Raw genomic sequence first — 20550 nt, forward strand, 5'->3', positions numbered from 1 at the left:
CTACCGGCTGACCCTCGGCGGCGGGTCGTCGGCACGTCGGCGGCGCCGCCAGAACAGGTACCCGCCGCCCGCCGCCACCAGCACACCGAGGGTGGCGAGCCCGCGTACGGTCGCGCTGCCGTCGTCACCCTTGTCGGGTGCTGCCTCCGCTGACGCCGGTGGCGTGACGTTGGAGGACTCGAAGCCGAGCGGCGGTACGTCGGCGGTGAGCGCGGCGACCAGGTCGATGACGCCGTAGCCGTACTGGTCGTCGCGGCCGGGTGGCCCCTTGTCGACGGCGGTGGCGGTCAGCCGGTGGGCGACTTCCTGGGCAGGGAGGTTGGGGTACTTGGAGCGGATGAGAGCAGCAGCCCCGGCAACGATCGCAGTGGCGCTGGAAGTCCCTGTGCCCTTCGAGTACTTGCCGTCGTAGCTGGTGCTGTAGATATCGACAGCAGGAGCAACTAGATCAATCTCAGGGCCGGTGGCTGAGATTGGGGCGTGTAGCCCGGACCTGTCGATGCCACCCACGCCGATAACGCCGGGCTCAGACGCGGGGTAGCCGACAGTCGGATCCTCTGGCTGATTGCCGACCGCAGCAACTACGACGATCTCCGCTTTTAGCGCTGATCGAATAGCGCCCTGCAGGCGACTGGTTGCCCCTGCTACTGCCGAGATGCTGATTACGTCAGCGTGGTTAGCCACCGCCCATTCCACGCTCGCTGCCAGCTCGTCTGCGCTTCCTCTGCCGTCGACGAGTCGTGTGCGGATTGGCAGCAGCTTAGCCCTTGGTGCCACGCCGAGGGCACCGCTGTTGTCACGCTGCCCGTGCGCCGCAATAAGGCCAGCCATGGATGTGCCGTGCCCGTCTCGGTCTTGTCGACCATCTCCTTCGCTCGACAGATCGGTGCCTGCAAGCAGGTTTTCCCTCAAGTCCGGATGAGGGTCGATCCCTGTGTCCGGGACTGCGACGGTTACTCCCTCGCCCTCGCTCATTGCCTGAGCTGCAGCTGCGTTCAGAAATCTGAGGTGCCACTGGTCCTGACGAACATTTGGAGCCGTTGCTGCCGCTGGTGCGGCCAAGACGGAGCTGGCTAGGCAGGCGGAGGCCAAGCGAACTACCAGGGAGAGGTTCATTATCGATCGAGGCCGATTGCAGGTCCCGGATCTGGGGGGCGGTCATCGGGTGGGCGCATGACAGGATCGACGCCCTCGGTGACTTGCCAAGGATCGTCAGGATCCCATGATTTCTCATCATCGGTTCCGGTATGAGGCTTGGCTCTTGTCGTGGGCGTACTGAAGCTCGCCGGGCCAAAAGCTGTCGAACCGGGGCCTCCCCCCAAAGGGATGGCGCCCGGAGTGCCGGACGAGAGCAATCTTCCCGTGCCCGGTCGAGAGCCGGCACCTCCAGTTGGGGCAGTTCCCGCCCCTCCTCCACCAATCACGCCGCCCACCGGATTGACTCGTCGTCCACTCGTGCCGCCATTCGTAGGTGGCAGCCCAACTGCCGGGCCTCCACCGATGACGCCGCCGATGGGCGCCGACTTGGGCGGAGGGGGTGGCGATCCGCCCGAGAATCGTCCCGGCGGAATGCCCCCAGGTGTGTTTGGCGTCGGCGGTTTGAGGGTCGAACCGGTGATCGGAGCGATTGGCGGGGTAAACGCTCCGCCGCCGGTAGGACCAACGGAGCCTGGGTGTGGCGGTAGGCCGGGTGCAGCGCTAGGCGTTGGAGGGGCGACGCCGGTGCTGATACCGCCGAGGACAGGTCCCCTGTTCGCTTCGGTTGAAATGGCTGCAGGACGAGATACGGGCCCGGCACGGTGTTGAGGATTATCCGGGACGGATGTCGGCACCGGAACTACAGGGGGAATTATTGGTGCCGTAGAGGCGTAAGTGTCTGTGTCTTCAGTTTGCCGCGGGAGCTTTGGCTTCGGTGGTGGCTGGCGAAGCATGACCTGGGCGTGCTGGAGTTCGCCGCTCAACCCCGTCATCAACCCGCGTGCCCGGACGTTCAACTGCTCCAGGTCGTCGTCCGTCACCGGGGGCCGTTCCGGCAACCGGCTGCCCGCCACCGCCTTCGGGTCGGCGATCGTCGCCTCGTACGCCTGCTTCTGCCGCAGCTTCTTCGCGTACTCCTCGTGCAGCGGCTGCAGCTCGGCCCGCGCGCTGCCGATGGCGCGGGCGGCGGCCGCCAACGCGTCGTAGTTCGCGGCGGCGGCGTCGTGGGTGCGCTGCACGCGGTCGATGAGCTGGTCGAGTTCGGCGATGTACGCCCGCGCGGCGGTGTTGGTCTCCGGCGGCCACGCCTCGGCCAGACCGCGCCGGTATTCCCGAAGGCGGCTCAGGTGGGCCAGGGCGAGGTCGCAGACCTTGCGCCAGCCGGCCACCTGCTTCCACTGGCCGGCGGTGTCCTGGTCCTGCACGCACGCCCACATGCTGAGGACGTCCATCAGCCGCCAGTCGGTCAGCCCGGAGGTGCGTCCGCTGCCCCGTTCGATCACGGCAGGATCACCCGGCTCTGTTCGGGGGCGGTGGGGTCGGCCAGTGGCGGCATCGGGCGGGCGACGGTGCTCGACGGCCCGGCGAGCGCTCGTTCGACGTCGGCCACTCGGGCGGAGGAGAACGCGTCGGCGTCGCCGTAGTGGGCGGCGATCCGTCCGGCGGCGTCGGCGAGGCGGCCGGTCGCCGGTGCGAGATCCCACACGGCGCTCACCGCGGCGGTCTGGGTGTCGTGGTGGGCCTGGAGGAACTGGACCAGCTCGATGAAGGCGTCGGCCGGGTTGGGCACCGGCGCCTTCATGTCGTCGGCGATGTAGGACAGGTGCGGCGAGTAGTTGCGCGTCACCTCGTCCTGGAGGCGGTCGGCGAACTCCCGCATCTGCCGGATGTCGGCCTCGATGCCGCCGTAGCCGCGCAGCCAGCCGGCTGGCTGGTTGTCCTCCGGGATCATCGGAGCCTCCTGCCCGTCACCACACGGTTTCCCTGAGTGAGGTTAATGGCTCGACGCTGATCCCGGCAGCCCCGCCCCGTCGCCGCGGGCGGGAGGTGAGGTCAGCGGGGGAGGCCGGAGGCCCGCCACGCGCCGGGCCCCGCGACGGGCCCGGCCAGGGCGGGGCGTGCGCTGCGCGCCCACTGCGACACGGGGGGCGGCGCGGCGGCCTGGGCCGGGCGGGTGCGGACCACGATCGCGCCGACCAGAGCGGCCAGCTCCTCGGCGGTGGGCACGCCACGGACGATCCGGAACAGCGGCTCCTCGGCAGACATGACCCAAGGGTACGCGTCGCGAATTCGACCTTCGCCGTACAGTGGCGTGCCGACGGTGTGGGCGTCGCAGCGGCCGGGTACGGTTTCTGCGATGTCGAACGCGCTCCCCCAACTCGTCGCCGACCGATACCGGCTTCTCACGCCGCTCGGTCAAGGCGGCATGGGCCGCGTCTGGAAGGCGCGGGACGAGGTGCTGCACCGGGACGTGGCCATCAAGGAACTGGTCCCGCCCCCCGGCCTCACCCCGGAGGAGCGCCGCGAGATGCGTGAGCGCTCGCTGCGTGAGGCGCGGGCGATCGCCCGGCTCAACAACGTCAACGTGGTCCGCATCTTCGACGTGCTGCGCACCGACGGCGATCCGTGGATCGTCATGGAGTACGTGGCGTCGAAGTCGTTGCAGGACACCATCGCCGAGGACGGCCCGGTCTCGGTGGCGAAGGCGGTCGAGATCGGCCTCGGCGTGCTGAACGCGTTGAAGGCCGCGCACAAGGCCGGGATCATGCACCGCGACGTCAAGCCGGGCAATGTGCTGCTCGGCGAGGACGGCCGCGTGGTGCTCACCGACTTCGGCCTGGCCACCATCCCCGGCGACCCGAACGTGACGCGCACCGGCATGGTGCTGGGCTCGCCCGCGTACATCTCGCCGGAGCGCGCCCGCGACGGCACTGCCGGCCCGGAGGCGGACCTCTGGTCGCTCGGCGCCACGCTCTACGCGGCGGTCGAGGGCAAGTCGCCGTACGCGCGCCCGTCGGCGATCGCCACGCTCGCCGCGCTCGCCACCGAGCCGATGCCGCCGCCGCGCAACGCCGGGCCGCTCAAGCCGGTGCTCCAGGGCCTGCTGCGCAAGGACCCGGACGAGCGGATCACCGCCGAGGTGGCCGAGCGCATGCTGCGCAAGGCCGCCGGCCGGCGGGCCAAGAGCATCTCGCTGCTGGACGGCGTACGCCGGCCCGGGCCGAACGGTCCGCGCGTGCCGCGCCCGCCGCTGGTGCCCGCGCCGCGCCCGGCCGACCAGGCCGAACGCGCCGCGTCCGGGGTCGCCGCAACCGGGGGTACGGCGGCAGCCGCCGACCCGACGGCGAAGGTGCCGGCGCCCACCTCGGACGCCGGGCCCACCGCGAAGGTGACCCCGCCGCCCGCCGACCCGACGGCGAAGCTCGACCCGGCGCCCTCGACCGACGAGACGCTTGTGGACGACGAGGCCCGGGTGGACGGCGTCGACCCGGCGCTGGACGAGACGCGGCTCGACGGCGAGCCGGTCACCGACACCCCGGCACCGGTGAGCCCGGCCGCGTCCGGCTCCGCGCCGGTCAGCCCGGCTCCGGCTTCAGCCGATCCCGCGCCGTCGACCGGCCGGGCGACGGTGCTGCCGGTCGAGAAGTCCGCGCCCAACCGGCGCAACCTGCTGATCGGCGCACTGGTCCTGCTGCTGCTCGTCGGCCTGGTGGTGGCCGTGCCGCTGCTGAACAACGGTGACGACGGCGACGGCGGTGAGCCGACGGCCGGCACCTCGGCGTCGGTGGCGCCGCCGCCCGCGCCGAGCGAGAGCGCGTCGCCGAGCGCCCCGGCGGCGTCGGCCAGCCCCACGCCGTCGGCCAGCCCGTCGGCGTCCGGGGCCGCGTTGCCGGCCGGCTGGCGCCTCTACACCGGCCCGAACGGCTTCAAGGTGCCGATCCCGGAGAACTTCCAGGCGCGGGTCGGCGGGGACAACGTCGTGCTCTACGAGGTCGGCGGCAGCCGGCGGGTGCTGTTCATCCAGTGGACGTCCGATCCGAAGCCCGACGCGTACACCGACTGGCAGAAACAGGAGCCGTACCGCGCGTCGCGTGTGCGGGGCTACAAGCTGGTCGGCATCACCAAGTGCGACGGCTACTACCGCACCTGCGCCGACTGGGACTGGCTGGAGACGCGCAACGGCGACACCCGCTTCCACGTCCGCAACCGGGGTGTGGCGACCGCCGGCAACCGGGGCTTCGCGTTGCGCTGGGAGGTGCCCGCGAAGGACTGGGACGCCAACCTGGCCAACTGGGAGATCATCACCAAGGGCTTCGTGCCGGACCGCAAGAACTGACCGGGAATCCCGCGGTTACGAAACTCGCTCGCATGGCTTTCCGTCGTCGGGGGTATGAATCCCTCCGACGACGGAAGGAGGCGCGACATGGGTTACCGACGGAGGTACACCGGCCCGCGGCTGGCACTGTGGATGCTCGTGGCGCTCGGCGACGTCGTACTGCTCCTGATCAGCGCCGGCCTGTCCGCGCCGGTCGCGGTCCTCGGCGTGCTGACGCTCACTGTCGCCGGTGTGGCGGCGTGGCGCCTGATGCGCCGGACGCCGGTGCCCGTCCCGGCCACCGCGCGCCGCAGAGCCTGACCTCGGGTACGACGACAGCGGGACCGCCCCGAGACGAGGCGGTCCCATTGCTTTCGCGCGCCGGTCAGGTGTTGTTGGCAAGCGCGATCAGCCGGCTGCGGTCACCGTTCCAGTAGTTGCGGTCGACGTTGCCGCTGATCCCGGAGACGGAGCCGGTGCTGGTGTACTGCCAGAAGCTCCAGAACGGGGCGCCGGCCGGCAGGGTGCCCGGCGCGCTGGCCCAGCGGGCGAGCCACAGCGGGTGGTTGGCCCACGGGCCGGTCCAGCTGCCGGTGCACTGGTTCCACCAGCTCGTTGTGGTGTAGATGACCGCGTACCGGCCGGTGCGGGAGCGGTAGGTGTTCAGGAAGTCCTGGATCCAGTTGCGCATGCCGGTGGTGCTCAGGCCGTAGCAGTAGCCGCCGCTGTACGGGTTGCCCTCGATGTCCAGCGCGGCGGGAAGCGTACGGCTGTCGGCCGACCAGGCGCCACCGTTGCTGGCCAGGTAGTTGGCCTGGGTGGAACCGGCGGAGATGTTCGGCCGGGCGAAGTGGTACGCCCCGCGGATCACCCCGGCGTTGTACGCGTTGACGTAGTTCGCGTTGAAGTTCGGGTCCTTGTAGCTCGTACCCTCGGTGGCCTTGATGAAGGCGAATTGGATGCCCGAGTTGCGCACGCTGGTCCAGTTGATGCTGCCCTGGTACCGGGAGACGTCGATCCCGGGCGTGGTCGCGGCGGCGGCCGGTCCGGCGGTCGCCACGAGGGCCGCGGCCGCGGTGGCGGCGGCGGCCAGGCCGGCGGCGAGAAGCCGGCGTACGGAGAGTCTGGTACGGGCCATGGTTGCCTCCAGAGGGACGTCCGTCTATTGACGCCCATCTTTGGAGCTTAGTGCCCTAGATCGCAATAGGGGGAAAGGAAATTTTCATCGACGGTCGTCGTTCGCCCAGGTGGCGCGACAGTTGCGGATCAGCGCAGGTCGCTCGGGTCCATCGCCCAGCGGAACGGCTCGGTGACACTCAGCGTCTCGCCCGCCTTGGCCACCGCGTCCTCGACGTAGTGCGCGCCGTCGAGCCGGTGCAGTCGCAGCGAGTGGCTGTCGCCGTCCTGCTCGACGAGCAGGTACCACGGAATTCGGGCGATCGCGTAGAGCTGCATCTTCAACACCCGGTCGACTCCGGAGTTCCGGGGCGAGACGACCTCGCCGACCAGCGCCACACGTTCCGCGTCCAGGATCGCGCCCTCGTCGTCGGCATCTGTGACGACGAGGTCGGGGATCATGATCCGGTCGACGCCGAGCCGAACGTTGACGCCGTGATGGACGCAGAACCCGACCGGCGCGGCCACCGACTCGACGGCGTTCGCCAACCGGCGCACCACCCGCTGATGCCGCAGGTCCGGGGCGGGGCTGACGACCAGTCCTCGGTCGAACAGTTCGACGCGGTGGTGACCGTCGCCCATCGCGAGATAATCGGCCTCGGTCAGCGGGGTCACGGACGCACCAGTTACCGAATCCACCCGACATCATCTCCGTTCCAGTAACTGCCCGGCCAAGTCTGACCGGCTGCGGGAGCACGCCGGTCGAACGACACGGCTCGGGGCGGTAGGCTCCCCGCCCATGCCCCTGATCGACGGTCTCACCACGCTCTGGGACACGCTGACCAGCGCCCAGCCGGACCCGCCGCCGCTGCTCGTGGTGGTCACCGCCGTGGTCGCGCTCGCGGTGGTCGTGGCCCGGCTGCCCTGGCGGATCGCCCGTAACGCGGTGACCATCGCGCACGAGGGCGGCCACGCGCTCGTCGCGTTGCTCACCGGCCGGCGGCTGCACGGCATCCGGCTGCACTCGGACACCTCCGGGCTCACGCTCTCCGCCGGCCGTCCCACCGGGCCCGGCATGATCCTCACGCTGCTCGCCGGATACGTCGCGCCGTCGCTGCTCGGCCTCGGCGGCGCGTGGCTGCTGGCCGGGAACCGGATCACGCTGCTGCTCTGGCTCGCGGTGGCGCTGCTGCTGGCCATGCTGGTGATGATCCGCAACCTGTTCGGCGTGCTGTCGCTACTTGTCACCGGTGGGGTGGTGCTCGCCGTCTCCTGGTACACCTCGCCCGAGGTGCAGGCCGCGTTCGCCTGGACGTCGGTCTGGTTCCTGCTGATCGGCGGCGTACGGCCGGTGTTCGAGCTGCACCGGCAACGCGCCCGGGGCCGGATGCCGCAGTCCGACGCCGACCAGCTCGCCCGGATCACGCCGTTCCCGGCGCTGTTCTGGGTGGGCCTGTTCCTGCTGGTGAGCGTGGGCGCACTCGCCGCCGGAGCGCTGCTGCTGGCCGGCCCGATCCTGGCCGACGCGGGGCTCACCGGCTGACCGTGCCGAGCCGCACGAACGCGCCGAGCCGCGCCGAGCCGGCCGCAGCACGCCGTATCGCGCCGCGGAGCGGGCCGCTACGTGGCAGGGCAGAATCGGACCGTGCGATACGTGATCATCGGAGCGGGCGCGGTCGGCGGCACCATCGGCGTACTCCTGGCCGACGCCGGCCACGACGTGACGCTCGTGGCCCGCGGCGCGCACCTGGACGCGCTGCGGGAGCGGGGTCTGACGCTGCGCACGCCGGACCGTGACGTGACCGGCCGGCTCCCGGCGGTGGCCGGGCCGGACGGGCCGCCGCTGCCGGCGGACACAGTGCTGGTCCTCACCGTGAAGTCGCAGGACACCGTGTCGGCGCTCGACGTCTGGGCGGACGCCCCGGTCGAGGGTGGCGGGACGGCGGGCGAACGGCTGCCGGTCGTGCTGGCCCAGAACGGCGTCGCGAACGAGCCGGCCGCGCTGCGGCGCTTCGCCCGCGTACACCCGGTGTGCGTGTGGCTGCCCGCCACCCACCTGGAGCCGGGCGTGGTGGTCGCCAACGGCCATCCGCATCCGGGCATGCTGCACATCGGCCGCTACCCGAGCGGTGCCGACGACACCAGCCGCGCGGTCGCCGCCGACCTGACCGCCGCCGGGTTCGTCGCGCCGGTGCGCGACGACGTGATGCGCTGGAAGTACGGCAAGCTGCTCGCCAACCTCGGCAACGGCCTCCAGGCGCTGCTCGGCCGGGACGTGCCCGAAGCCCTGTCGACGCGGGTACGCGCCGAGGGCGAGGCGGCGCTCGCCGCCGCCGGCATCGCCCACACCTCGGTCGAGGAGGAGGCCGCGGAACGCGGTGACCTGGTGTCGCACCGGCCGGTGGGCGGCGCGGAGCGCTCCGGCGGCTCCACCTGGCAGAGCCTGGCCCGTGGTGCGGGCTCGGTCGAGACCGACCACCTCAACGGCGAGATCGTGCTGCTCGGGCGACTGCACGGCGTACCCACCCCGGCCAACGCGGCGGTGCAGACCGCGGTACGCCGGGCCGTCCGCGACCGGATCCCGGCCGGCGGCTTCCCGCTCGGCGAGTTGGAGAAATTGCTCGGCTGAGCGGGCAACCCGCGCCGCGCCGCCAGGCGTGTCCCCTCACGAACACGGGGAGGTGGCAGGTGCCCGACAGCGACGGCTTCGACGAGTTCTACCGGGGCAGCCGGCAGCGGCTGCTCGGCTTCGTCTACGTGCTCACCGGCGACCTCGCCGAGGCGCAGGACGCCGTGCAGGAGGCGTACATCCGGGCCTGGCAGCGGTGGTCCACAGTGCGTGCGTACGACGACCCGGAGGCATGGGTACGTGTGGTGGCGAGCCGGATCGCGGTGAGCCGCTGGCGCAGCCTGCGCAGCCGGGCGCGCGCCTACCTGCGGCACGGCGCGGTGGCGGACGTGCCGGCGCCGAGCACCGAGACGCTGGACGTGGTCGCCGCGCTGCGCCGGCTGCCCGAGGCCCAGCGCACCGCGATCGCCATGCACTACCTGCTCGGCATGCCGGTCGCCGAGGTGGCGCGGGAGACCGAGGCCCCGATCGGCACCGTCAAGGCCCGGCTGTCCCGGGGGCGGAACGCGCTCGCCGGGCTGCTCGCCGTGGTGGACCTGGAAGAGGAGGCGGCAGATGCCTGACGACGTCGCGCTCGTGGAGTTGCTGCACCGGGACCTGCGCAACGTCACCTGGCCGGAGCCGGAGGCGATCCGGGCCACGGCCCGGCGGCGCAGCCGGCGCTCCGCCGCACTCGCCGCGGTCTCGGTGGTGGTCGTCGCGGCGCTCACCGCGACCCTCGTGGACCGGGGTGGTGCGCCGCCACCGCCCGCCGGCGCCGTCGACGGGCCGGGGGAGATCGTGGCCGAGGCGATGCTGGAACCGGCCGACATCCCCGTTCCCACAGGCGAGCGGCTCAGCGAGACCGGCCTCGACGAGCCGGTCCGGGTCGACGACCTCCTCCAGGTCTGCGCCGGGGAACAGGGGCGGCCGGCCGAGGAACCGCGCTCGCGCTACTCGCGGTCGCAGACCCTGATGGAACCGCCGACCGAGCCCGCGACCACCGTCGGATCGGTCCTCACCCAAGAGGTCTACCGGATGGAACCCGGGGCGGCGGGCCGGTTCGTCACCGACCTGGAGGGCACTGTCGCGGCCTGCGGCGCGTGGCGGACGACGGGCCAGGCCTACACCGAGCGGGGGATGGTCAGCGCCGAGGTCGTGCACCGCTGGTACGTCGCGGCGAGCGGCTTCGCCGGCGATCAGGCGCTGCTGCTGCGCCACGAGGCGAGCGTGCCGCCGGACCAGGCGACCGGCCGGCCGCCCGGCTATGCGCCGTTGTACGAGGACCGGCTGGTCGTAAGGGTGGGTGACCTGGTGACGGTGCTGATCCCGTCCGGCCGGCTGCGGACCGACCTGCCCCAGGGCCAGGTGCCCGAGGCCAGGGTGACCGAGGAACAGGTACGGCAGATGGCCCGGGTCGCGGCCGAGCGGATGTGCGTGGCCGCGAACCCGGGTTGCTGACGCCGGTGCCCCCGCCGATCTCCCGGCGGGGGCACCCGACGCGCTACAGCGGGATGTTGCCGTGCTTCTTCGGCGGCAGCGTCTCGCGCTTGGTGCGCAGCACCCGCAGCGCCCGCACGATCTGGGTACGCGTCTCGTGCGGCGGGATCACCCCGTCGACGTAGCCGCGCTCGGCGGCGATGTACGGGTTGGCGAGCGTGTCCTCGTACTCGGCGATCTTCTCGGCGCGGACGGCGGCCGGGTCCTCGGCGTTCGCCAGCTCCGAGCGGTAGAGGATGTTCACCGCGCCCTGCGCGCCCATCACCGCGATCTGCGCGGTCGGCCAGGCGAAGTTCAGGTCCGCGCCGAGGTGCTTGGAGCCCATCACGTCGTACGCGCCGCCGTAGGCCTTGCGGGTGATGACTGTGACCTTCGGGACGGTGGCCTCGGCGTACGCGTAGATGAGCTTCGCGCCGCGGCGGATGATGCCGTCCCACTCCTGGCCGGTGCCGGGCAGGAAGCCGGGCACGTCGACGAAGGTGAGCACCGGCACGTTGAACGCGTCGCAGGTGCGCACGAACCGGGCCGCCTTCTCCGACGCGGCGATGTCGAGCGTGCCGGCGAACTGCATCGGCTGGTTCGCCACCACGCCCACCGGGCGCCCCTCGACGCGGCCGAAACCGACCACCATGTTCTGCGCGTACAGCGGCTGCACCTCGAGGAACTCGCCGTCGTCGAGCACGTGCTCGATGACCCGGTGCATGTCGTACGGCTGGTTCGCCGAGTCCGGGATCAGCGTGTCCAGCTCGCGGTCGGAATCGGTGACGTCGAGGATCGCGGGCGCGTCGAAGACCGGCGGCTCGTCCAGGTTGTTCGACGGCAGGTACGACAGCAGCGCCTTGACGTACTCGATCGCGTCCTCCTCGTCGGTGCCGAGGTAGTGCGCGTTGCCGCTGCGGGTGTTGTGGGTGCGGGCGCCGCCCAGTTCCTCCATGCCGACGTCCTCGCCGGTGACCGTCTTGATCACGTCGGGGCCGGTGATGAACATGTGCGAGGTCTGGTCGACCATGACGGTGAAGTCGGTGACCGCCGGGGAGTAGACGGCGCCGCCCGCGCACGGGCCCATGATCAGCGAGATCTGCGGGATGACGCCGCTGGCCCGGACGTTGCGGAAGAAGATCTCGCCGTAGAGGCCGAGGGAGGTGACGCCCTCCTGGATCCGCGCGCCGCCGGAGTCGTTGATGCCGACGACCGGGCAGCCGATCTTCATGGCGAGGTCCATCAGCTTGACGATCTTCTCGCCGAAGACCTCGCCGAGGGAGCCGCCGAAGACGGTGAAGTCCTGCGAGAAGACGCAGACCTGCCGGCCGTCCACGGTGCCGTAGCCGGTCACCACGCCGTCCCCGTACGGGCGGGTCTTCTCCAGCCCGAAGTTGGTCGAGCGGTGCCGGGCGAACTCGTCCAGCTCGACGAACGAGCCCTCGTCGAGGAGCATCTCGATCCGCTCGCGGGCGGTCTTCTTGCCCCGCGCGTGCTGCTTCTCGACCGCGCGTGCCGACCCGGCGTGCACCGCCTCGTCGAGCCGTCGCTCCAGGTCCGCCAGCTTGCCGGCGGTCGTGTGGATGTTGAACCCGGTCTCGGTAGTCACCCGTGGAATATAACGATGGTTCAGGTGTCTGAGGCTGTGCAGTGCGCCTCACCGCTTCGCGGCGACCGGCGGACCCGGTGGCCGTAGGCTGGCGGGATGCACGGCTCGCCGTACACCGATCTGGACCGACCGCCGCTGTCGGCGGCCCGGCTGCAGCGCGCGCTCGTCGCGCCGCACGGGCCCTGGCGCCGGTTGGAGTTGCTGGCCGAGACCGGCTCGACGAACGCGGACGTGGTGGCCGCGGCGCGGGCCGGCGAGCCGGAGGGCCTGGTGGTGGTCGCCGAGCGGCAGACCGCCGGCCGCGGCCGCCGGGGCCGCGTCTGGCAGTCGCCGCCGCGCGCCGGTCTCGCGACGAGCGTGCTGCTGCGGCCCGGCGAGGCGGTCGCGGAGCGCGGCTGGTCGCCCGTGCCCACCACCGGGTACGGCTGGCTGCCGCTGCTGGCCGGTGTCGCGCTGGCCGAGGCGGTACGGCTGCTGGCCGAGCTGGACGCGCGGCTGAAGTGGCCCAACGACCTGCTGGTGGACGGGGCGAAGTGCGCCGGGGTGCTGGCCGAGGCGGTGCCGGGGGAGAACGACAGGCCCCCCGCGATCGTGGTCGGTGTCGGGCTGAACGTGACGCTGCGCGCCGACGAGCTGCCCGAGAACCCGACCGGGCTGCCCGCCACGTCGCTCCAGCTCGCCGGCGCCACCGCCACCGACCGCGATCCGCTGCTGCGGGCGCTGCTGCGCTCGCTCGCCGACTGGTACGAGCGCTGGCGTGACGCCGGAGGCGAGGCGGAGGCCAGTGGGCTGCGTGAGGCGTACCTGGCGGGGTGCGCCACAGTCGGCCGCCGGGTGCGGGTGCTGCTGCCCGACGGCAGCGAGGCGCACGGCACCGCCACCGGCGTGGACACCGACGGGCAGCTCCTGGTCGAGACGGGCGCCGAGACGTTGCGGCTGGCCGCAGGCGACGTGCTGCACCTGCGGTGAAAGGAAGGGCACCCTCTTAACGCCTCCGGTAGAGGAAGGGCCCCCTGTTAACAACCACGGGTAGCCGTCCGCGCGGCCGATGCCGGCCGGATGCGCCGACCGGTTACGGTCAGCGCGTCCGGTTCTGCGAGGAGGTTCAGCCGTGGCGTTCCCCGAAGACGTGCTCACCGAGGACGAGCACGTCGTGTTGCACCTGCACCCGCACTGGAAGGCCCTGATCCGGCCGGTCCTGGTGCTCGTGCTCGCCGTCGCGGCGGTCGTCGCCGGGTGGCTCCTGCTGCCCGACGGCAGCGGCGGCACGATCGCGCTCTACGCGATCGCGGTGGTCGGCCTGGCGCTGGTGCTGTGGCTGGGTCTGTGGCCGTTCCTGGTCTGGCGCACCACGCACTACCTGTTCACCAACGAGCGGGTGCTGCTCCAGCAGGGGGTGCTGTCGCGTAACCGGCGGGACCTGCCGCTGACCCGGATCAACGACCACGCCATGCACCAGCGTTTCGTGGAGCGGCTGCTCGGCTGCGGCACGCTGACCATCGAGTCGGCGGGTGAGCGCGGCCAGTCGGTGCTGCACGACGTGCCGGGCGTGGACAAGGTTCAGACGAAGCTCTACGAGCTGGTCGAGGCGCACCACGACAAGCACAGCCTGGGTGACGGCGAGATGCGCGAGATCCTGGCCGACATGACCGAGGGCAAGGCCCTGCGCGACCAGCCCTGACGTTGACCGACGGAAAAGGCCGGCACCCCGTGTCAGGGGTGCCGGCCTTTCGTCGTTCAGCGGCGGGCGCGGCGGGGCTCGAGTTCCGCGGCGAGTTCGGCGTCCAGGTCGGTGCCGAGCGCGCCACCCAGTCCGGCGTCCGCGGGTGCGGGGCGGCCACGCGGTGGCGGGAAGTCGGCCACCCGGCCGGCGCCCGGAGCTGGTTCCTCCTCCTCCAGCTCGCTGACCGACTCGGCCAGCTCGGCCACCGGGTCCATCTCGGCGACGTTGTCCCACTCGTCACGCGGCACCGAGTGCCAGGTCTCCTCGGCGTGCTTGGGTACCGGCTGGAAGACGAACGTGCGGTACGACCAGAAGCGGAACAGCGTGGCCAGCAGGACACCGATGGTCTTGGCGACGTTCAGCGCGAGCAGGCCGTGTACGCCGAGGCCGTACTTGGCCAGGGCCAGGACGCCGAGTTCGATGAGCAGACCCGCGCCGTTGAAGAGGAAGAACAGGACGTATTCGCGCCGGAGTGCCGATTTCGGTCGATCACGGTACGTCCAGTGACGATTCATCAGATACGACGTGATCGTGGCGACAATCGTCGCGATCACTGTCGCCTTCAGCTGACCGTCACGGAAAACCGTGAGTGCCAGCGCATTGAACACCGCGTAATTGATGACGGTGTTGATGCCGCCGACGATGCCGAATTTGAGCGCCTCGTGGATGAACTTCTGCCAGCGCTCGGGCAGCAGACGGACTCCAGGCATGCGGAACACCTTAGGCAGTTGGCTGGGCCGGCTGGGCCCGGCGGGTCGGGATGGGCGGTTCGTCACGCCCCGGACTCTCGGTCGTGGCTCGTTGCCGGAACGGGAGGTGTTCCCGCCTCGACGAAGACGAACCGTCGGTACGACCAGAACCGGAAGAGTGTCCCCAGGCCGGTGCCGACGACGAAGCTGGCGATGTTGTCGGCCAGGGGCGTCTGGAACACCGCGGGCCAGATCGCGCCCAGCCCGTAGTGGCTGATCGCCAGGCAGGCCACCGCGATGCCGAGGCCGACCGCGTTGAAGAAGAAGAACAGCGCGTACTCGCGGGCCGGGTTCGACCGCTGCCGGTGCCGCCACGTCCAGAACCGGTTGCCGAGGAAGGCGACGGTCGCGGCGATCACCGTGGAGATGGTCTTCGCGGCCAGCGGCGCCATGTCCCGGCCGCTGGACAGGTAGTTGAAGAGGATGAAGTCCACGACGAAGGCCAGGCCGCCGACGGTGGCGAACTTGCTCAGCTCGTGGATGAGGTGACCGAAACGGTCGAGCAGTGCTCCGATCGGACCCCGGCGGGTCTGCGGAGCCCCCGGTTGGTCTCCGGTCATCGTCGCGGCCACCCGCCGAGAGTACCGGTTGCGCGGTAACCGGGCGGACTGCAACGGCGAGTCGGCCACGACGGCTTCGCCGCGGCCGTCGCGCTCGGGCTGCCGGGGTCGGAGAGGCGTCGCCCGTTCTCGATGTCCGTGAGCAGAGCGTAACGCGCTGTGCGAATCTGTGGAGCGCATCACGGAATCGTCTTTCGCGACATGTTCGTACGCTTCAACTTGATCGGGCGTCGCGGTCACTCGGTGCCGGACCCGGCCGTCGAAGGTTCACCGCAGGATTTGCGTGAAACTGCGCGCGAAAGCGGGTATCAGATCGTGATGCCGCAGCGTGGCCGTACCTTGTGCAGTTCTTCACAACCAGTCCCACTGACTGACGAGGCAGTCCGGTTTACGCTGAGCCCAATCCCAGGTTTCCACGAGGCGGCGTACCAGCCCGCCGGAACTCGTGCACCCCATAGATCGGTCAGCGTCGACCACAAGGAGAAGTGACATGGTTGCTCCGGCTGCTGTTCGGGGTATCGATCAGGCCCCGACGTCCAACCCCAAGCTGCTCGCCTGGGTACGTGAGGTCGCGGAACTGACCACCCCGGACCGTGTGGTCTGGGTGGACGGGTCTGATGAGGAGTGGCGCCGCCTCACCGACGAACTCGTCGAGAACGGCACCCTGATCCGCCTCAATCCCGAGAAGAAGCCCAACTCGTTCTACGCGCGTACCGACCCCACGGACGTCGCCCGGGTGGAGGAGCGCACCTTCATCTGCTCCGTCGACGAGGCGGACGCCGGCCCCACCAACAACTGGATGGCGCCGGCCGAGATGAAGCGGACGATGACGGAGCTGTACCGCGGCAGCATGCGCGGGCGCACCATGTACGTCATCCCGTTCTGCATGGGCCCGGTCGAGGCCGAGAACCCCATGTTCGGCGTGGAGATCACCGACAGCCCGTACGTCGTCGCCTCGATGCGGATCATGACCCGGATGGGGTCGTCGATCCTGGAGGCGATGGGCGACGACGCCGACTTCGTGCACGCGCTGCACTCCATCGGCGCCCCGCTCGCGCCGGGTGCGCAGGACGTGGCGTGGCCGTGCAACGAGACCAAGTACATCTCGCACTTCCCGGAGACCCGGGAGATCTGGTCGTACGGCTCCGGCTACGGCGGCAACTCGCTGCTCGGCAAGAAGTGCTACTCGCTGCGTATCGCCAGCGTGATGGGGCGCGACGAGGGCTGGCTCGCCGAGCACATGCTGATCCTCAAGATCACCTCGCCGGAGGGCAAGGTCTACCACATCGCCGGCGCCTTCCCGTCGGCCTGCGGCAAGACCAACCTCGCCATGCTGGAGCCGACCATCCCGGGCTGGAAGGTCGAGACCATCGGCGACGACATCGCCTGGATGCGGTTCGGCGCGGACGGCCGCCTCTACGCGATCAACCCCGAGTACGGCCTGTTCGGCGTCGCACCCGGCACCGACTGGAAGACCAACGCCAACGCCATGCGGACGCTGGACCGGGGCAACTCCATCTTCACCAACGTGGCGCTCACCGACGACGGCGACATCTGGTGGGAGGGCATGGGTGAGCCGCCGGCGCACCTGATCGACTGGAAGGGCAACGACTGGACGCCGGAGAGCGAGAGCCTCTCCTCGCACGCGAACAGCCGTTTCTGCACGCCGATCACGCAGTGCCCGATCCTGGCCGACGACTACTACGACCCGAACGGCGTGCCGATCGACGCGATCCTGTTCGGTGGCCGCCGCCGGGACACCATCCCGCTGGTCACCGAGGCCCGCGACTGGGTGCACGGCGTCTACATGGGCGCCACGCTCTCCTCGGAGACGACCGCCGCGGCCTCCGGCGCGGTCGGCGTGGTCCGCCGCGACCCGATGGCCATGCTGCCGTTCATCGGTTACAACGCCGGCGACTACTTCCGGCACTGGATCGAGATGGGCAAGGGCGCGGACGGCGACGAGGCCAAGCTGCCCAAGATCTACTACGTGAACTGGTTCCGCAAGGACGCCGAGGGCAACTTCCTCTGGCCGGGCTTCGGCGAGAACTCCCGCGTGCTCAAGTGGGTCATCGAGCGGCTGGAGGGCCGGGCCGAGGCCGTGGAGACGCCGATCGGCATGGTCCCGGCGCAGGACGCGCTCGACGTCGAGGGTCTGGACATGACCCCGGAGGACGTCCGGATCGCGCTGAAGGTCGACGCGGACGAGTGGCGCAACGAGCTGCCGCTGGTCACCGAGTGGTTCGAGAAGTTCGGGGACAAGCTCCCCGGCGTGCTCTGGGCCGAGCTGGACGCGCTGCGCGCCCGGCTGGACGCGGAGCCGCAGAAGTAACAGGTGTGCCTGTTGCCCCCGCCGGGCAACATCGGATGCCATGAGGACGGCCGCTGAACCTGTCGAGGTCCGGCGGCCGTCCGCCGTCCGGGCGCTCACCACGCTGCTCGCCGTGACCGCGGCGGCCACCGTCGTGGTCGAGCTGCTCAACTACTGGTACGCCCCGGAGCAGGAGTTCGGTCTGGCCGTACGCACCGGCTGGGCGATGCTCCGGTCGCTCGGCTTCCTGCTGCTGATCGGGCAGGTGAACAAGGGCCGGGTGGGTGCGCGGCCGTTCGGGCTGATCCTGGCCGTGACCACGATCTTCGCGGTCGGGCGGCTGATCGTGCCCCGGCAGGGGGTGCCCGCGCTGCCGGGCCTGGTCGGGTTCGCCGTGCTCACCGCGCTCTGCGTCGCCGTGGTGGTGCTGCTCTACCGCTCCGAGGCGATCCGCGCGCACCTGGTCCGGCACCGTAAGGGCCTGGTCGTCGAGGGCGGGACGATCGCCTGGCGGGAGATGGCGCCGAAGCGCCCGCAGGCGAACGGCTGGCTGCTCACCGCCCGGGTCGCGGCGTTCACCTACAGCCCGCTGATGCTCGTGCCGGCGCTCGTCGCGACCGGCGCCGTACTGGACGGGCGGCTGGCCGCCGTACCGGCATTGATCTTCTGGTTCGGCGCCGGCATCGCGGTCAGCTACGCCGTGCTGTTCTGCACCGCCTTCCTGCTGCGCGACCGGGCATGGGCGCGCCGAGCGCTGGTAGTGGTCACACTCGGCGTCCTGGCGATCGACCTGCCGCTGTGCTGGTGGCTGCTCGGCACCGACGGCCTGATCCGCGACGGCGCCCCCCTGGTCACGGCGGCGGCCCTCACCTTCTACTCCCTGCACCGCGCCACCCGCACCCCACCCTCACTCGGATGACCATGAAGTTGGCGGCTTATTCGATCTCCTTCCCTGCCGTCAACCTCATGATCGTCGCCCGGGGCGGGGTGCGGCGGGGCAGGATGAGGGGGTGTGGGACGTCGTGGTGGTGGGGGCGGGGCCGGCTGGGGCCGCCGCAGCGCTCGGCGCGCGGCGGGCCGGGGCGGCGCGGGTGCTGCTGCTCGACCGGTCCGACTTCCCCCGCGACAAGGCGTGCGGAGACGGCATCGCCGCGCACGCGCTGGACGTCCTCGCCGAGCTGGGCGTGACCGGCGCGGTCGACGGCTACGCGCCACTGCCCGCGCTGCGCCTGGTCGGCCCCGGTGGCGGCACCGTCGCCCGGACGCTGCCCCGGCCCGCGTACACGGTGCCCCGCCAGGTGTTCGACGCGCGCCTGGTGGCAGCGGCGGTGGCGGCGGGCGCGGAGTTGCGGCGACACACCGTACGCCGGGTGGACATCGCCGCCGACCGGGTGCTGCTCGACGGAGAGCTGTCCGCGCGGGCGGTGGTCGGCGCTGACGGCGCCGGATCGGTGGTACGGCGGGCGCTCGGCCACCCGGTCAACCCGGACCGGCACCTGGCGCTCGCCATCCGGGGCTACGCGCCCACACCGGCCGGGCCGCCCGAACAGCTCATCGTCACCTCGGCGGCGCGCTGGCCCGCGTACGCCTGGGCCTTTCCGATCGGCGACGGTCGCGCGAACGTCGGGTACGGGGAGGTGCTGCGCGGCGAGCCACTGACCCGCGCGCACCTGCTGGACCGGATGGCCGCGCTGCTCCCGGACGTCGACCCGGCCACGGTGACCGGGTTGCGGGCGCACCACCTGCCGCTCTCCACCCACCGGCCCGCTCCCGGCCGCGGACGGGTGGTGCTGGCCGGGGACGCGCTGTCGCTGATCAACCCGTTCACCGGCGAGGGCATCTTCTACGCGCTGCGCTCCGGAGCGCTCGCCGGCGCGGCGGCGGCCGGCTCCCCGGCCGGAGCCGCCCGGGCGTACGCCGCCGCGCTGCGCGCCCGGCTCGGCACCCACCTGCGGCACAGCTCGGTGGCGGCGTGGCTGGCCCGGCGGCGCCGGGTGGTCGACGCGGTGGTCGGCGCGGCCCGGCGGGACGAACGCGTCTACCGCACCGTGGTGGAGCTGGGACTCGGCGACGGCCGGCTGGACGCGCGCACCCTGATGGCGATCGGGGCGGACCTGCCGCGACCACGCCGGACCGGCGCACAGTCAGGTGATATGCCACCGAGACACTGATCTCTCCCGCGGGTCGCTACCCTGCAAGGTGATGACTCTGCGGAAACTCCTCTACTCCGTGTACGAGCGCCGGCTGACGGCGAAGCTCGCGGGCAAGCCCGTACCCGCACACGTCGGCGTGATGTGCGACGGCAACCGCAGATGGGCCCGGGAGATGGGCTTCGTCGACCCGAACGACGGCCACCGGATGGGCGCCGAGCGGATCAAGGAGCTGCTCCGCTGGTGCGACGCGGCAGGCGTCGGGCACGTCACACTCTGGCTGCTCTCCACCGACAACCTGTCCCGCCCGGCCGCCGAGCTGGACCCGCTGCTCCAGATCATCGAGGACCTCACCACCGAGCTGGCGGAGGAGGGCAACCCCTGGCGGCTGCGGATGGTCGGCGCGCTCGACGTGCTGCCGGCGCAGCACGCCGCCGCGCTCAAGGCCGCCGAGGAACGCACCCGCGACCGCGACGGCGGGGCTCAGGTCAACATCGCAGTCGGGTACGGCGGGCGGCGCGAGATCGCCGACGCGGTCCGCTCGCTGCTGGTGGAGCACGCGGCGAACGGCGGCACGATCGAGGAGCTGGCCACCTCGATCAACGTCGACCACATCTCCGAGCACCTCTACACGAAGGGGCTGCCGGACCCGGATCTGATCATCCGGACCAGTGGCGAGCAGCGGCTCTCCGGCTTCATGCTCTGGCAGAGCGCGCACTCGGAGTTCTACTTCTGCGAGCTGAACTGGCCCGACTTCCGCAAGGTCGACTTCCTGCGGGCCCTGCGCTCCTACGCCACCCGCCAGCGCCGCTTCGGCACCTGACCCCCGGCGCCCCCACCGCCCTCGCCGCACTCTCGCCCCGGCGATCTTGCACTTTCGGCCCCGAGGGCGGGGCTTTTGCCCTGCTTTGCCGGGGCGGCAAGTGCAAGATCGCGGGGGAGAAACCGCGGG

21 protein-coding genes are annotated in these 20550 nt (G+C 71.3%); 13 read left to right on the plus strand and 8 right to left on the minus strand.

What is annotated here, in order from left to right; all coding sequences use genetic code 11:
* Nucleotides 1–1116 (minus strand): type VII secretion-associated serine protease mycosin, encoded by a 1116-nt coding sequence (gene mycP / locus IF06_RS0110865; RefSeq protein WP_052166156.1) that lies wholly within the window; start codon nt 1114–1116, stop codon nt 1–3.
* A gap of 813 nt (nt 1117–1929) precedes the next feature.
* Here mycP and IF06_RS34840 point away from each other — a divergent pair.
* Nucleotides 1930–2184, plus strand: coding sequence for a hypothetical protein (locus IF06_RS34840; RefSeq protein WP_030270705.1), 255 nt, complete (start codon nt 1930–1932; stop codon nt 2182–2184).
* Nucleotides 2185–2476: 292 nt separating this feature from the next.
* On the opposite strand, the gene IF06_RS0110875 is transcribed toward IF06_RS34840, so the two are convergent.
* Together IF06_RS0110875 and IF06_RS0110880 are read right to left on the minus strand one after the other, a co-directional pair.
* Nucleotides 2477–2929, minus strand: a complete 453-nt coding sequence (locus IF06_RS0110875) for a hypothetical protein (RefSeq protein WP_013284042.1) — start codon at nt 2927–2929, stop codon at nt 2477–2479.
* A 101-nt stretch (nt 2930–3030) separates the two neighbouring features.
* Entirely contained in the window at nt 3031–3243 is a 213-nt protein-coding gene (locus IF06_RS0110880; RefSeq protein WP_030270707.1) for an acyl-CoA carboxylase subunit epsilon, read from the minus strand.
* 91 nt (nt 3244–3334) lie between these two features.
* On the opposite strand from IF06_RS0110880, the gene IF06_RS0110885 reads away from it, so the two are divergent.
* Together IF06_RS0110885 and IF06_RS0110890 are read left to right on the plus strand one after the other, a co-directional pair.
* Entirely contained in the window at nt 3335–5314 is a 1980-nt protein-coding gene (locus IF06_RS0110885) for a serine/threonine-protein kinase (RefSeq protein ID WP_013284044.1), read from the plus strand.
* A gap of 87 nt (nt 5315–5401) precedes the next feature.
* On the plus strand, nt 5402–5614 hold the full coding sequence (locus IF06_RS0110890) for a hypothetical protein (RefSeq protein ID WP_013284045.1): 213 nt from the start codon (nt 5402–5404) through the stop codon (nt 5612–5614).
* A gap of 64 nt (nt 5615–5678) precedes the next feature.
* On the opposite strand, the gene IF06_RS0110895 is transcribed toward IF06_RS0110890, so the two are convergent.
* Together IF06_RS0110895 and IF06_RS0110900 are read right to left on the minus strand one after the other, a co-directional pair.
* The gene (locus tag IF06_RS0110895; protein WP_013284046.1) at nt 5679–6431 is read right to left on the minus strand and encodes a GH25 family lysozyme; all 753 of its coding nucleotides are present in this window, start codon (nt 6429–6431) and stop codon (nt 5679–5681) included.
* 128 nt (nt 6432–6559) lie between these two features.
* Entirely contained in the window at nt 6560–7108 is a 549-nt protein-coding gene (locus tag IF06_RS0110900; protein WP_013474008.1) for a Uma2 family endonuclease, read from the minus strand.
* Nucleotides 7109–7208: 100 nt separating this feature from the next.
* Here IF06_RS0110900 and IF06_RS0110905 point away from each other — a divergent pair, with 100 nt between their 5' ends.
* The 4 genes from IF06_RS0110905 (at nt 7209) to IF06_RS0110920 (ending at nt 10478) form a co-directional block, all read left to right on the plus strand.
* Entirely contained in the window at nt 7209–7952 is a 744-nt protein-coding gene (locus IF06_RS0110905; protein WP_013284048.1) for a M50 family metallopeptidase, read from the plus strand.
* A gap of 102 nt (nt 7953–8054) precedes the next feature.
* The gene (locus IF06_RS0110910; protein WP_030270710.1) at nt 8055–9038 is read left to right on the plus strand and encodes a ketopantoate reductase family protein; all 984 of its coding nucleotides are present in this window, start codon (nt 8055–8057) and stop codon (nt 9036–9038) included.
* Nucleotides 9039–9097: 59 nt separating this feature from the next.
* Nucleotides 9098–9601, plus strand: coding sequence for a SigE family RNA polymerase sigma factor (locus IF06_RS0110915; protein ID WP_030270712.1), 504 nt, complete (start codon nt 9098–9100; stop codon nt 9599–9601).
* On the plus strand, nt 9594–10478 hold the full coding sequence (locus IF06_RS0110920; RefSeq protein ID WP_030270714.1) for a hypothetical protein: 885 nt from the start codon (nt 9594–9596) through the stop codon (nt 10476–10478). Before IF06_RS0110915 ends, IF06_RS0110920 begins: the two co-directional genes overlap by 8 nt.
* 43 nt (nt 10479–10521) lie before the next feature.
* Here the strand turns inward: IF06_RS0110920 and IF06_RS0110925 are convergent, their stop codons facing one another.
* Nucleotides 10522–12105: an acyl-CoA carboxylase subunit beta gene (locus IF06_RS0110925; RefSeq protein ID WP_030270716.1), complete on the minus strand. Its 1584-nt coding sequence runs from the start codon at nt 12103–12105 to the stop codon at nt 10522–10524.
* A 96-nt stretch (nt 12106–12201) separates the two neighbouring features.
* Here IF06_RS0110925 and IF06_RS0110930 point away from each other — a divergent pair, with 96 nt between their 5' ends.
* Both IF06_RS0110930 and IF06_RS0110935 read left to right on the plus strand, forming a co-directional pair.
* Nucleotides 12202–13074, plus strand: a complete 873-nt coding sequence (locus IF06_RS0110930; protein WP_030270718.1) for a biotin--[acetyl-CoA-carboxylase] ligase — start codon at nt 12202–12204, stop codon at nt 13072–13074.
* Nucleotides 13075–13216: 142 nt separating this feature from the next.
* Nucleotides 13217–13786, plus strand: a complete 570-nt coding sequence (locus IF06_RS0110935; RefSeq protein WP_013284054.1) for a PH domain-containing protein — start codon at nt 13217–13219, stop codon at nt 13784–13786.
* Between the two features lie 56 nt (nt 13787–13842).
* Here IF06_RS0110935 and IF06_RS0110940 read toward each other — a convergent pair whose 3' ends face one another.
* Together IF06_RS0110940 and IF06_RS0110945 are read right to left on the minus strand one after the other, a co-directional pair.
* Nucleotides 13843–14538, minus strand: a complete 696-nt coding sequence (locus IF06_RS0110940) for a GtrA family protein (protein WP_030270720.1) — start codon at nt 14536–14538, stop codon at nt 13843–13845.
* 62 nt (nt 14539–14600) lie between these two features.
* Nucleotides 14601–15137, minus strand: coding sequence for a GtrA family protein (locus IF06_RS0110945; protein ID WP_013284056.1), 537 nt, complete (start codon nt 15135–15137; stop codon nt 14601–14603).
* 490 nt (nt 15138–15627) lie between these two features.
* On the opposite strand from IF06_RS0110945, the gene IF06_RS0110950 reads away from it, so the two are divergent.
* From IF06_RS0110950 to IF06_RS0110965, 4 genes are all read left to right on the plus strand, one after another.
* Nucleotides 15628–17469, plus strand: coding sequence for a phosphoenolpyruvate carboxykinase (GTP) (locus tag IF06_RS0110950; RefSeq protein WP_013284057.1), 1842 nt, complete (start codon nt 15628–15630; stop codon nt 17467–17469).
* A 40-nt stretch (nt 17470–17509) separates the two neighbouring features.
* The gene (locus IF06_RS0110955; RefSeq protein WP_013474016.1) at nt 17510–18367 is read left to right on the plus strand and encodes a hypothetical protein; all 858 of its coding nucleotides are present in this window, start codon (nt 17510–17512) and stop codon (nt 18365–18367) included.
* A 91-nt stretch (nt 18368–18458) separates the two neighbouring features.
* Complete coding sequence (locus IF06_RS0110960; RefSeq protein WP_030270724.1) at nt 18459–19619, plus strand: geranylgeranyl reductase family protein; 1161 nt, start codon at nt 18459–18461, stop codon at nt 19617–19619.
* A gap of 31 nt (nt 19620–19650) precedes the next feature.
* Complete coding sequence (locus IF06_RS0110965; protein ID WP_013284060.1) at nt 19651–20421, plus strand: isoprenyl transferase; 771 nt, start codon at nt 19651–19653, stop codon at nt 20419–20421.
* Nucleotides 20422–20550 lie beyond the last annotated feature (129 nt).

Source organism: Micromonospora globosa (assembly GCF_000717585.1).
GTDB classification, from domain to species: domain Bacteria; phylum Actinomycetota; class Actinomycetes; order Mycobacteriales; family Micromonosporaceae; genus Micromonospora; species Micromonospora aurantiaca.